9 protein-coding genes are annotated in these 12,692 nt (G+C 59.8%); 3 read left to right on the top strand and 6 right to left on the bottom strand.

Features of this window, described 5'->3' with window-relative positions; genetic code table 11:
• Positions 1 to 229: 229 nt before the first annotated feature.
• Complete coding sequence (locus tag AC1DTN_RS13085; RefSeq protein WP_477921282.1) at positions 230 to 1,099, bottom strand: aldose 1-epimerase family protein; 870 nt, start codon at positions 1,097 to 1,099, stop codon at positions 230 to 232.
• Between the two features lie 312 nt (positions 1,100 to 1,411).
• Here AC1DTN_RS13085 and AC1DTN_RS13090 point away from each other — a divergent pair, with 312 nt between their 5' ends.
• Positions 1,412 to 3,265, top strand: a complete 1,854-nt coding sequence (locus AC1DTN_RS13090; RefSeq protein WP_477921283.1) for an ABC transporter ATP-binding protein — start codon at positions 1,412 to 1,414, stop codon at positions 3,263 to 3,265.
• 24 nt (positions 3,266 to 3,289) lie between these two features.
• Positions 3,290 to 5,185: an ABC transporter ATP-binding protein gene (locus AC1DTN_RS13095; protein ID WP_477921285.1), complete on the top strand. Its 1,896-nt coding sequence runs from the start codon at positions 3,290 to 3,292 to the stop codon at positions 5,183 to 5,185.
• 309 nt (positions 5,186 to 5,494) lie between these two features.
• Here the strand turns inward: AC1DTN_RS13095 and AC1DTN_RS13100 are convergent, their stop codons facing one another.
• Positions 5,495 to 7,456, bottom strand: coding sequence for an elongation factor G (locus AC1DTN_RS13100; protein ID WP_477921287.1), 1,962 nt, complete (start codon positions 7,454 to 7,456; stop codon positions 5,495 to 5,497).
• A 389-nt stretch (positions 7,457 to 7,845) separates the two neighbouring features.
• Here AC1DTN_RS13100 and AC1DTN_RS13105 point away from each other — a divergent pair, with 389 nt between their 5' ends.
• Positions 7,846 to 8,001 (top strand): hypothetical protein, encoded by a 156-nt coding sequence (locus AC1DTN_RS13105; RefSeq protein WP_477921288.1) that lies wholly within the window; start codon positions 7,846 to 7,848, stop codon positions 7,999 to 8,001.
• Between the two features lie 71 nt (positions 8,002 to 8,072).
• Here AC1DTN_RS13105 and AC1DTN_RS13110 read toward each other — a convergent pair whose 3' ends face one another.
• The 4 genes from AC1DTN_RS13110 to AC1DTN_RS13125 form a co-directional block, all read right to left on the bottom strand.
• Positions 8,073 to 9,581, bottom strand: coding sequence for an arylsulfatase (locus AC1DTN_RS13110; protein ID WP_477921289.1), 1,509 nt, complete (start codon positions 9,579 to 9,581; stop codon positions 8,073 to 8,075).
• Between the two features lie 80 nt (positions 9,582 to 9,661).
• Complete coding sequence (locus tag AC1DTN_RS13115; protein ID WP_113320630.1) at positions 9,662 to 10,033, bottom strand: response regulator transcription factor; 372 nt, start codon at positions 10,031 to 10,033, stop codon at positions 9,662 to 9,664.
• A gap of 101 nt (positions 10,034 to 10,134) precedes the next feature.
• Positions 10,135 to 10,752, bottom strand: a complete 618-nt coding sequence (locus AC1DTN_RS13120; protein WP_113182319.1) for a response regulator transcription factor — start codon at positions 10,750 to 10,752, stop codon at positions 10,135 to 10,137.
• On the bottom strand, positions 10,752 to 12,638 hold the full coding sequence (locus tag AC1DTN_RS13125) for a sensor histidine kinase (protein ID WP_477921398.1): 1,887 nt from the start codon (positions 12,636 to 12,638) through the stop codon (positions 10,752 to 10,754). The genes AC1DTN_RS13120 and AC1DTN_RS13125 overlap by 1 nt, the downstream gene beginning before the upstream one ends.
• Positions 12,639 to 12,692 lie beyond the last annotated feature (54 nt).

Consider the following 12,692-nt stretch of genomic DNA (forward strand, 5'->3'; position numbering starts at 1 on the left):
CGCAGAACATTTGAAGCCCTGCGTTGGGCAGGTTCATGCGGCCATGCAAAACGTTCGCCGCTAAATCGGGTTCCATTCGGAACCATTCCAGGCCGGAAAAGACATTCTCAGTCCGCCCCATAGTCTATTAAACTAGTCGTGTATGAAAGCGCGAAAAGCGCATGGTGGCAAGAAGTTTATTTTACCACCTGCCCAACACCCTGATCCAAAATGGAAAATGGGTCCGAGCCTATGCGAGGATTTCGGCGGCGAAGGAAAAACGCACCGTTTCGCCCGGAGCAAGCACCTTTGTATAGGGGCGACCCTCCAAATCGTCCGGGCCGCCATTTTCTGCAGCCGTTCCGTGCCAGGGCTCAATGCAGAGAAAGGGAGCGTCGGGCTTGGTCCAGAGCGCCAGATTGGGCAGGTTCTCGAAGCTGAAATGCATGGATGGGCCGCCTTCAGCCTTATATCGCAGGCCGGGGCCTGCGCCTTCCGGAAAGATCATCGCATCGTGCTCGAACATAGAATGGTTGAGCACCAGGCTGCCGGACTTGAAGGGCGAAGCAAGTTTCTTCGGCGAGATCAGACCGCCCTCAAGCCTGACGAGTGCCGGCTCGGCGCCATTGTCCAGCGTGACTGTATGCGGCTTGTTCTCGGCACCCGGCAGCGGCCAGCGGAAAGCAGTATGAAAGCCGATACCGAAAGGCATCGGCCTGATATCGCGGTTGGTGACTTCGGCAGCAACGGTCAGAGCCCGGCCTTCGACGCTATGGATGACGGCCAGCAGGAAATCGAAAGGATAGACAGCCTTCGTCGCCTCCGAAGCGGCAAGCTCGTAGCGGCAGCTCGCTTCGGACGAGGATGCCAGCACAAATTCACTGCGACGGGCAAAGCCGTGCTGGGCCATCGGCGCGATGTGACCGCCAACCTTTAGAATGTCGTTCGGTGCCTTGCCAACCATCGGAAACAGGATCGGCGATCGGCCTGTCCAGAAGGCGGCATCGCCGTTCCAGACCCAGGAGCGGCCGTCGCTAGATGTTAGCGCCTGCATTTCGGCGCCGAGCGAGGAAATGTCGACGGTGAGAAACTGATTTGCGATCCGGACCGTGGATGACATCGAACGCCCTCTTCGTGCTGGTTGGCGAGCGGACCATACATGCGCGGCACACGGATTTCCACTCGCGATGCGCTGCTACGGGACTTTCGTTTTCCGGCAGAAAAATGCGCCTGCTGCGTGCAGTCGGCGGGCCCCAACGGTAGCGTTACCGTGCAATGCGAGGAAGGCTCACGTAAAAATAACCGACTGGTGAATTCTTTACTTGAACCCCCTGTCGGAATCGGCAAATGTGGGTGCGCTATCAATCCCTTCATGGATTTGCCTTCTTTCCGGGCCACTTGGTCTGAGCACACATCTATTGGAAAAAATACCGTGAGCAGCGATGCGTCTTTACGCGCGACGAAGCCTTCGGCTTCGATGGCGCTTGCAACCGCGGCAGGGTGGGGCAAGGGCCTCTACACACTGTTCCGCATCACCGTCATGGCCTTCCGCCATCCCTGGCAAGCCGGCCTCGCCATCGGCGCTACCCTGATCGCCTCCACCTTCCAGCTTCTGATCCCCCGCCTGCTCGGCCAGGCGGTCGACCATACGCAGGTGGCGCTTCACGGCGGCACGCTCGGGCAGCAGGCGCAAGATGCGCTGTTGACAACGGCGCTGCTTCTGCTTGGCGCCAGTGTGCTGCGCGGCATCTTCACGATGATCCAGAACTACTACAGCGAATCCGTCGGCCACCACATGGGCTACGAACTGCGCCTCGCCTGCTACGAAAAAATCCAGCGCCTCTCCTTCTCCTTCCATGACAGCGTGCATTCGGGCGACCTGATCACGATTGGCCTGCTCGATCTGGAAGGCGTGCGCATGTATTTCTCGACCGCCCTCGTGCGCGTCTTCCTGCTTTCCATGCTGATCGGCATCGGCGCCTATATGCTTCTGACCACGGATGTCGTGCTCGGTCTGCTGGCGCTCTCCTTCGTGCCTTTCGTCGGCTGGCGCTCTTCCGTCACGCAGCTTCGCCTGCGCGCCACCTGGCTCGACCTGCAGCAGCGGCTGTCGGTGCTGACGCGTATCATGGAGGAAAACCTCGGTGGCATCCGCGTGGTCCGCGCCTTCGCTGCGCAGGAGCACGAGCTTTCGAAATTCGACGCGGCCTCCAAGAATGCGCTGGAGCTTGCCCATCAGCGCGTCGGCATCCGCGTCATCAACACCAGCGCCATGACCTTCTCCTTCTTTGCGGCCATGGGTCTGGTCTTGTGGGTCGGCGGCACCAAGGTGCATTCCGGCGAGATCACCGTCGGCACACTCGCCTCGTTCCTCACCTTCATGACCATCCTGCAGATGCCGGTGCGCCAGCTCGGCCTGATGGTCAACGCCTTTGCCCGCGCCTCGACCTGCGGCACGCGCCTCTTCGAGCTGCTGGATCTGGAAATCGCCGTTCGCGATGCCCCTGATGCCAAGGAGCTGAAGGTCACCGATGGCACGCTGCGATTCGAGAATGTCAGCTTCGCCTATCCGAGTTCGCCGATGCATGAGGTTCTGCATGAGGTGAGCTTCGAGGCAAAGCGTGGCGAGACGATCGGCATCGTCGGCCCGCCCGGCAGCGGCAAGTCGACGCTCGCGCACCTGATCCCACGCTTCTATGACGCAACCGGCGGCAAGATCACCATCGACGACCAGGATATCCGTGAGGCGACGCTGCAGTCGCTGCGCCGCTCCGTCGCCGTCGTGCAACAGGATTCCTTCCTCTTTACCACGACGATCGAGAACAACATCGCCTATGGCGATCCCTGGGCAAAGGAAGGCCGCATCGAGCGCGCCAGCGAAAGCGCGCAGCTCCACAACTATGTGCTCGGCCTGCCGACCGGCTACGGTACCGTTGTCGGTGAACGCGGTGTCTCGCTTTCGGGCGGTCAGCGCCAGAGGCTTTCGATCGCCCGCGCGCTGATGCTGAAACCTGCAGTCATGGTGTTCGACGATTCGACCGCAGCAATCGACGCGGCGACCGAGCAGCGCATCCGCAGCGCCATGCGCCGCTATGCCGCCGACCGTGTGACGATCATCGTCGCCCATCGTCTGAGCTCGCTGATGCATGCCGACAGGATCTTCTTCATCGAGGACGGCCGCATCGTCGAACAGGGCACGCATGACGAGCTCCTGACGCTCGGCGGACGATACAAGGCACTTTACGATTTGCAGGTGCGACCGGGCGACGACGCTTTGAGCGCGTAAGAAACCGGCGCAGGAGGAAACAGCATGGCCGAGGAACTGGAAACCGAGCGTCCGGACGTTCGCGAGGATGGCAGACGCCCGCCAAGGGCGGTCGTCGGATCGCAGCGCGTCGAAGAGGAAATCTTCGGCAAGGTCTTCGATACCAACATCGTCAAGCGCATCTGGGCCTTCGTGCATCCCTACCGGCGCGATGTCATTCTGTCGGTGATTTCGGTGCTTGTCTTCACCGGCATGCAGCTGCTCATTCCGCTCATCATCCGCTATGCCATCGATCACGGCATGCAGCCGGACGACAGCAACTCGGCGCTGATAGGTGCGATCGTCGCCTTCCTGATCGCCATTCTCATCAACTACGCAGCCAGCTACTGGCAGGAAATGCTGGTCGGCGGCGTGGCCGAAAACGTGCTCTTCGACATGCGCAAGGCGATGTTCTCGCATCTGCAGCGCGTTTCGCTTTCCTTTATGGACAAGACCGAGGTCGGCCGACTGATGTCGCGCCTGCAGGGCGACGTCAATTCGATGCAGGAATTCCTGGAAACCTGCGTCCTCTCGGTCGGCGATATTTTCCTACTTTTCGGCATCGTCTTCGTGATGCTCTATCTCGACTTCAAGCTTGGCCTGCTGACGCTTTCCGCGCTGCCGGTGCTCTTCGTTGTACGCCTGTTCTGGCTGCCGCTGGCCCGTAAATCCTTCATGGCCGCGCATGAGACGAATTCGGTGGCAAACGGCGCACTTGCCGAAGCGATCCACGGCGTTCGCGCCGTTCAGAGCATGGACCGGCAGGACGTCAATTTCCAACTTTACGACGACAAGGCGCATGCCAACCTGCTGACGCATCTGACGGCAGCGCGTTACGCCCAGGTCATGGTACCGATCGTCGATTCCTTGACCGGCATCGCCATGGCGCTCGTCATCGTCGTCGGCGGTTCGCGTGTGCTCAATCAGGCGCTCGACGTCGGCGTGCTCGTCGCCTTCCTCTTCTACATCCAGCGCTTCTTCGACCCGATCCGCTCACTGACGCTGCAATATTCGGTCATGCAGCGCGCGATGGCCTCCGGCCAGCGGTTGACCGACGTTCTCGATGTACCTATCGACATCAAGGACGCTCCGGATGCCAAGGTATTGTCGCCCGACATGGACGGCTCCGTCGAATTCCGCGACGTCGTCTTCGGCTACAATCCCAAACATCCGGTGCTCAAGCATGTGAGCTTCAGCGTGAATCCGGGCGAGACGGTCGCCCTTGTCGGCCCGACGGGGTCCGGCAAGTCGAGCTGCATGTCACTGATCCACCGCTTCTACGAGGTGCAGCAGGGCCAGGTCGTGGTCGGCGGCCACGATGTTCGCGAGCTGACGCAGGATTCGCTCGGCCAGCAGATCGCCATGGTGCTGCAGGAGCCTTTCCTCTTCACCGGCACGGTGTTCGAAAACATCCGCTACCATAAAACGGAGGCCACGCGCGAACAGGTGATCGAGGCCGCCAAGGCCGTCGGTGCGCATGACTTCATCATGCACCTGCCCCAAGGCTATGACAGCATACTCGGCGAGCGCGGCGGCAATCTTTCGCTCGGCCAGCGCCAGCTTCTCTCCTTTGCCCGCGCGCTGGTGGCGGACGCCAAGATCCTCGTGCTCGACGAGGCGACAGCCAATATCGACAGCTATACCGAGATGCTGATCCAGAGGGCATTGGTAAAGCTGCTCGAAAACCGCACCGGCCTCGTCATCGCCCACCGCCTGGCAACGATCCGCGAAGCCGATCGCATCATCGTGCTGCAGAATGGCGAAATCGTCGAAAGCGGCAATCACCAGCAGCTCATGAAAAACGGCAAGCTTTATTCAAAGCTCTATAACCTCAACTACGCTTCCTTCGACGATATTCCCGAAGATGTGCTGGAAGAGACGGTGACGGAATCGGCGACCTGATGCTATCACGCGTCACGCGACATGACACAACGTCACCGAACATGACATTTTCCGGGCCTGCCCGGTAACAGCTCGCACTCACCGGCTTTTGCTGAAGAGTTCGTCCCGCTTCCCGCCAACGGCCCCCATCGTGTAGCCCTGCTCGGGTCTATCGGCGGCGAAGTTTCGGTGAGCGCCGCGAATGCAACGATTTCAAGAGGATACCTCGACACTTAATTCTAGACGCGGCAAAAACGGCGCATTCTCACGTGTAACTGCCAAACGACATGAGCCCCATTCTGCGAACGAGCATGAAGTGGCGCGAACATTTCAGTGTGCGACGCCTAGTTCCTCATGTGCCCTCACGATGGCGTCCGCTTCCTTGCCGTATAGCTCATCGAAGTGATCGAAGGTCTTGGAAAAATACCCAATGCCCTGCGTCGCCGAGCGCAGCGCTCGCGCCAGATCGTCAAGTGCGCCGCCCGGAATGAGCGCCCGGAAGATGTCCCATCCCTTAGCGGTTTCATCCCGGTCGAAGCCGAGAACCTGACCCTTGAGAGCGGAGACGATCTGGACGAGGCTGCCGGAATAGATCGACGGAATGTGAATTTCGCTGCGGAAGACCGGTTGCATTAAAACGGCCGACCCTTCGGAAAGCGCCTGTCGCACCCCCATTTTCGACGCAGTCCTGAAGGCGTGTTCCGAACTGTCGACGGCATGGTGCTGACCATCGAACAGCGTTACGCCGACATCGATGACCTGGAAGCCGAGCGGCCCTTTCTCCATCGCTTCGCGCGCGCCTGCTTCGACAGCAGGGATGTAGTTGCGCGGAACGGCGCCGCCCTTGACGGTTTCGCCAAAGGTGAAGCCTTGGCCACGCTCGTTAGGGTGAATGCTCAGCTTCACATCCGCGAATTGCCCGGCACCGCCGGTCTGTTTGCGATGGCGGTAATGAACCTCCGTTGGTTTCGTGATCGTCTCGCGGTAGATCGGGCTGGGTGTTCGGTCGGTCACGGAGATGTGAAAGACATCGGACAGCGTTCGGCAAAGTTCACGCAGATGCACCGGCCCCTGGGCGCGGACGAGTTGAGCGCCCGTGCCTTCCTCCTGCAAGACTTTCAGGCCGCGATCCGTCTCGGAAAGTTTTGCCAGCGTTTCGGAAAGCTTGTTTTCATCGCGCTCGCTGCCCGGAACTAGGATCCTTTCGAGCATCGGCGTGGGTGGCTCCGTCCATTCAGGCGGGGCAACCACTGCGTCTGATGTCAAGAGCGAAGGGACGTGCAAGTGATCGGACTTGACCGTCGCAAACACATCCCCCGGCGCAGGCAGAACCGCCGAATTGGACCGCCCGTTTGCGAGATTTTGTACGGCGCCGAGGCTGGAGCCGCCCAGTGATGCGCCCTGCCGCAGTCCCTCGCCAAGCGCGCGCACGAGCACTGTCTTACCGACATTCTGGCGATGATAGGCATGGAAGCTCACGGCGGTCAGCTTGTTTTCATCGACATTGCCTGCACGAGCGAGACGCTGCCGAAGAACCCCTACCGGCGGCGCCTCGTGGCGCAGCGCCTTCATCAGCCTCATCATGCCATTGCCGTGACTTGCGGCACCGATCAGGACTGGAATAATCCTGTTTTCCCTGAGAACCCGCGATGAAATGGCATAGAGCGCGTCGCTGGGCGGCTCGCGATCTTCGATCAGTTCCTCGAGAAGCCAGTCATCGAATTCGGACAGGTGTTCCAGGAGCTCGCTGCGCGCTTCGTGCTCGCGTTCGGCGGCGCTTTCGGGGATTGCGATCAGCGCCGAAGTCTGGCCTTCCCGGTAGCGCCACGCCCGTTCCGAAATCAGATCGCAACTGCCTATGATCCTGTCCCCCTCGCGGATCGGGATCTGGCGAAGCAAAAGCGTGTGGTTGGCATAGTCTTGAAGCGCGGCGATCACGTTCCTCAGCCGCCCTCTCGGTTCGTCCATTCGGTTGACGAAGAGGATGCACGGCGTCCCCGAGGCTTCGACTATCCGCAGATAGGGCGCGGCGAGCACAGCCTCCTCGGGTGCCGATGAAACGCACAGGATGCAGGCGTCGCTGGCAAGAAGCGCGTGCTGTGCATGCGCCAACGCTTCGTTGGGTCCTGGCGCATCCAGCGCACACCACGCCTCGTTTCCAAAGGTGAATTCTGTGAGGTTCAATCCATAAGGGGAGCTGGATTTTCTCGGCGCCCCCTCCAGGGAGCCGAGCTTTTCCACGACTGTTGATTTTCCGGTCTGCGAGGGTCCAAGCACGGTAAAGCAGCGCATCGGCATTCCTCCAACTGCCATAAACACAATTTTCAGCCATCACAGGATGCCCTGAACCGCTGCAAGGCGCCAGAGGTGTTCAGTTTCACAACGCTTTGACCTGGACTTGCATTTGAGGCTGATCCATTCCGTGGCTGATGTCGTTTTGCATTTAATCATGAGATTCTGTCTGCAACGACTTCAAGAGGATACCTCGACACTTAATTCGAGACGCGGCAGTTAGCGTGAGAATGCCGTTTTTGGCACATTACTTGAGAATCGCAGTGATTAGTGTGTCGGCTGTCGGAGGCTAATCTCTTCGAGAAATTGCCTCCATTTCAAAACGTTGCTGATGCATTAGAAGTGGTTAGTGGCCGATAATCGCGCCCGCGAATCTCAGATTAAATGCCATGGGTAGCGTGAAACGGCGCATTCTCACGGTTAACTGGCAAACGACATTCTGCTTCGTGAGTACGAAAGGGAAAAACGGCAAGGTCGAAGGCCTGCATTTTCTGCGCATGGGCATGATGCAGCTTTGGGCAAAATGGCTTCAAGACGAACGATGACGGGCAGGTCTCACCGCCGCAGAGAATTTGGCTTTCGCCCAGTCGTTTATCGTGCCCAGAGCAGCACAGGATCAGAACCTCGTCATGTTTGCCGCGGGCGGATTGGGAGATCGTTGGAGGGTCATCTTGTATTCCTCCACTACCTTCAATATCGGTCCGAGAATCCAGTTGTACATCTCGCCGATATTGTGCTCCTCCTGCGGGTCGGCCTCGATATTGAACACCTTGGGATAACCATTCATGGGTGCAGCACTCGCTCCGACACCACCCATCAGGGTTGCGCCGCCCGCACCGCTGCGGCCCGGCGCTACGTCGGCAAAATAGGCCCGGAACTGCTTCCAGCGGACTGCGACCAGTTCCGAGCCGACGAAGGTCAGCAGATGCTCGCGCACTCCATTGTCATCTTCGCCGAGCAGGAGTTTGCTCTGGTCGACACCATCGATCGGCCGGTCGCTCGGGATCTTGCCGCCCACTAGAGCCGCGAAGGTGGGAAAGAAGTCCATGATGGAGAACATCGCGTATGAGGATCGCGGCTTGATCCGTTGCGGCCAACGGATCATGGCAGCGGTGCGGATGGCGCCATCGCTAATTTCGCCCAACGCGCCGCGGTACGGTCCGGAGGTCCCGATGTCTGGCATGTCGGCGCCGAACCGACTCGCGCCGGGACCGTCCGGCCCATTATCGGAGGCGAAGACGACGACGGTGTTTTCCTCGACGCCAAGCTCCTTCAATGTGTCCAGCATCGTACCGACGATGGCATCGCCCTCCATTAGGGAGTCACCGAACTGGCCGATCCGGGATACGCCTTCGAACCGTTTCGAGGGCAGGTTCGGAAAATGGGTTCGGGAGATCGGCATGTACAGAAAGAACGGTTTGTCCGCGGCCTTCTGACGTCTAATGAAATCGACGCCGTGATCCACCAGCTCCCAGTCGATCCCGCGACGCACCTCCTCTGTGTAAGGTTTCACGGATTTGAGCGGCTCGCCTCGGTTCGCCGTGACTATTTGCGGCCCCTTGTCGAGGGGGATATCGGCGGTCTTGGTCTGCCTGCCCTGGCGGATCATTCCGAACGCGTCCCAGGTGTCGCCGGGCGGAATTCCGTAATATTCATCGAAGCCCTGGTTTTGCGGTTGACTGTAGGTTTGCGCGCCGAGGTGCCACTTGCCGAAGATAGCAGTAGCGTAGCCGGCGTCGTGCAGCATCTCCGCCATGGTGATCTCGTTCTCAGGCAGTGAGAATTGAGTGCCGGGAACCGCAACCAGTGACAGTCCGGAACGGATGGAATACCGCCCTGTCATCAAGGCGGCCCGTGAGGGCGTACAGGAAGGCTCGACCAGAAACTGCGTCAACCGCAGTCCTTCCGAGGCGAGCTGGTCGATGCGCGGCGTTGGCGATCCGCGCAACTCCCCGCCTCCGTAAGCTCCGATGTCGCCATAGCCGATATTGTCCGCCAGAATGAACAGGATGTTCGGCTTCGCCTGCTGCGCGGACGCCGCTCCGACAGTCAATGGATATACACTAAGGCATGATGCCATTGCCAGCGCTTCGGCCATCGGCCGCCAGTGTCTGAGCCATTCCATGTTCAGCCTCCCTGCCAAGGGGTGAATAACTGGTCCGCCTTTTGACCTGCCGTCGTGGCGGTCTCTCCTCGATCAAGAACTCACAATCCGAGCGCCTTCTTGATTGCGTCGATGAGTACGGATCCCGCGAAGGGCTTCCGCAAATATGCGATACATCCAGCCTGCTCCGCCTCGGTCTGCAGGCGCATGTCTTCCAGGGCGGTGATGAAGATGATCGGCAGCTTCGCTCCAGCCCCTTTCAGCCTGCGCTGCAGTTCGATGCCGGACATGCCTCCGAGGTCGATGTCCAGCACGAGACAGTCGATCGGCGTCTTCGGATCGCGGACGTGAAAAGCTTCCGCCGAAGCATATTCGACAGCCGCAAATCCGTAGGCATTGAGGAGCCGCCCGACGCTTCGACGTAGACTCGCATCATCGTCGACGACAGCGACAGTGCGGCGCAGCTTTCCCACCTCATGCCCCCATGCGTGACAGTGCGCGAGATACACAATTGTCTGTCATTGTAGGCGTGTCGGCGGTTGCTTGATATTGCCCTAAGGGGAAGATTGTCCGATCACCCCGGGGTCGCAGTACGACCGATGTCGGCGGCGATCGATACGACCTCCGCCAGCGAGCGTGCTCCGAGCTTCTCCATGACCTGATGGCGATGCACCTTCACCGTTCGCTCCGATATGCCAAGGGCATACGCAATCTGCTTGTTGAGATGGCCACGGATGATCAGCCCAAAGACTTCGGCTTCACGCGCGCTCAAGCTCGCAATCAAGGCTCTCAGTTTCCGCAGACGGTCGTGCTCGGCCCGTCGCCTCTCATATTGCGCTAGCGCTCGCTCGATCGCCTCCATCAGCACCGCCGCCGAGCTGGTCTTTTCCAAGAAGTCCTGTGCGCCTGCTTTCATCGCGTCGACGCCTGCCTTTATGTCACCTTCGCCCGTCAGGAATACGACCGGGATAAGAGGTGCAAGCGCGGAGAGTCGATGTTGAACTTGCGGTCCGGATAAGCCGGGCATCTGCAAGTCAAGGAGAACGCAGCCGGGCTCGCAAGTTGGGAGGCGGTCAAGAAACTGATCTCCGGACTCATAGGCTTCAACCTTGAGACCAAAGGCTGAGAGGAGCCGTGCAGTCGCCGTTCGATAGGATTCGTCGTCATCGACGATATGGACGACCGGTTTCATCAGCCTCGTTCCACTCGTCGAGAAAGAGGCAGGACCACGCGGAAGATGGCCCCGCCTTCAGGCCGGTTGTTAGCAGAGATTGTGCCGCCATAGGTCTCGACAATGGCGCGCGCTATGGAAAGACCCAGCCCCGTGCCCGCCTGCTTGGTCGTGTAGAACGGCTCGAAGATGCTGGACAACCTGTCTTCGGGAATGCCGTTGCCTGTGTCCGCGACACAAAGCTCCGCCTTCTCGTTCGCCACTCCTGTCGCAAAGGTGAGCATTCTTTTGGCTGGAGCGTCCGACATGGCGTCCATCGCATTGGTGGCTAGATTGAGAACGACCTGCTGCACATGGACCTTGTCCGCCCGCACCGGCAGCTCCGTCGTCGGTCGATTCGTATTGAGCGCGATCCCCCTGCGTTCGGCCTCGCCATGAATGATATGGATTGCACTCGAAGCCACGTCGTTCAGGTCGAACTCCTGCCAATCGATCTCGCTTCTCTTCTTGAGCAATCCTCTCATCCGGCCAATGATGTCGCCCGCACGCTGATCGTCCTCCTGGATGTCGAGAAGTATCTGCTGGATCAACTCCAGATCGGGGCTGCCACTTCGCAGCAGCACCGACGCAGCCTCGGCATTGTTTCGGATGGCCGCCAGAGGCTGGTTCAGTTCGTGGGCGACCGACGAGGACAAGGCGCCGGCCGTTGCGGACTGGTTGAGATGGACAGCTTCGAGCAGGTGAAGGCGTGACCTGCTCTCCGCATCGCGGCGACGGCGTCGCTCGAGCAGCAATGCTGCGATGACGCCCGCCTGCATCAAAACGAGTCCGAGCGTCGCCGCTGCCGCCAACCAGTGTTCTTCCCAGAGGCTCTTTTCTTTGTGCATCTGGATGGTGCCCGCGGGCAGGTTCACCTCCGAAAGCCCCCAACGCCGGAGCTGCCGGGCATCCACGACGTATGTCTGAGGTGCTTGCATATCCGCGACCGCCCGGCCGGCAATGAGATCAAGGACTAGATCTCCGACGGTGCGGCCCAAAGTGTCGAATGTGACGGTATTGCCGCCGACGACGCCGTAGCCGATGTAGGTCTGATAGGGGCCATAGACTGGAGCGCTGGCCGTTGTTGCGATCTGCCTGATCGCCTCGCGCGGGATGAAATTCCGCCCTGCCCGATCTTTGAACACCGTCAGCGCGAGGATGATGCTGTCGGAGGGAACATGGGCTGCACGATCGACGAATTCATCGATCGTCAAATCTTCGAGGTATGTGGTTTCGTACGACTTGGAGAACTCGTCGAGATCGGCGCGCGCCGTCGCCAGCCATTCTCGGTCGAACTCCGACGATCCGCCCATGACGTAGAGATGACGGGCACTGGGCTGCAGGCTGCGGGCCATTTCGGCCGTCTTCAGAATGTCGAATGTCGTGAACGCCCCGATCACGTCATCGGGTAGATCGATGTTCTCCGCAGTGGAGTTGCCGAAGCCTGCCGCCACTATCTTCGCATCGGGAGCGATCGTTTCGCGGTTGGTCGATATGAAGCTGGCAGACTCCTTGCCGAGCGCGACGACCACATCCGGGCGGTAATTGGCGTACTTCTCCGCAAGGTATCGCGCCATGCGCGCGACGTGATCGGATTCCGGGAATCTCGACAGATCGAGGAACTCCGAAAACAGGTCGATCCTGCTGTCTGTGGCTTGCAGCAAGCGGCTTCGCAACGCCTCTCCGGCAACAGTCGTCGCCACGAGCCTCTCGTCGTATGGGTAGAGAATGAGAACCCGTGGAACCCGATCAACGATTGCCTGCGACGTCTCCGACGCGATGGCGCAGCAGTTCGAAGCGATCAGCAAAACCCACGCCAGCAAGACACCAGCGCACCGCAATCGACCTACCCCCTGGCCCAAGGCCATTGGTCGTCCCCCCAAAGCTGCGCGAGGATAACACCTTTTTGGTGTGGCGTCATC

The sequence above is a fragment of the Rhizobium sp. 01T444 genome (genome assembly GCF_056398305.1).

What these genes read in the sequence shown, in the direction of transcription:
- AC1DTN_RS13085 (WP_477921282.1), bottom strand. Translation starts at nt 1,099, where the DNA reads ATGTCATCCACGGTCCGGATCGCAAATCAGTTTCTCACCGTCGACATT.
- AC1DTN_RS13095 (WP_477921285.1), top strand. Translation starts at nt 3,290, where the DNA reads ATGGCCGAGGAACTGGAAACCGAGCGTCCGGACGTTCGCGAGGATGGC.
- AC1DTN_RS13105 (WP_477921288.1), top strand. Translation starts at nt 7,846, where the DNA reads ATGGGTAGCGTGAAACGGCGCATTCTCACGGTTAACTGGCAAACGACA.
- AC1DTN_RS13125 (WP_477921398.1), bottom strand. Translation starts at nt 12,638, where the DNA reads ATGGCCTTGGGCCAGGGGGTAGGTCGATTGCGGTGCGCTGGTGTCTTG.
- AC1DTN_RS13110 (WP_477921289.1), bottom strand. Translation starts at nt 9,581, where the DNA reads ATGGAATGGCTCAGACACTGGCGGCCGATGGCCGAAGCGCTGGCAATG.
- AC1DTN_RS13100 (WP_477921287.1), bottom strand. Translation starts at nt 7,456, where the DNA reads ATGCGCTGCTTTACCGTGCTTGGACCCTCGCAGACCGGAAAATCAACA.
- AC1DTN_RS13120 (WP_113182319.1), bottom strand. Translation starts at nt 10,752, where the DNA reads ATGAAACCGGTCGTCCATATCGTCGATGACGACGAATCCTATCGAACG.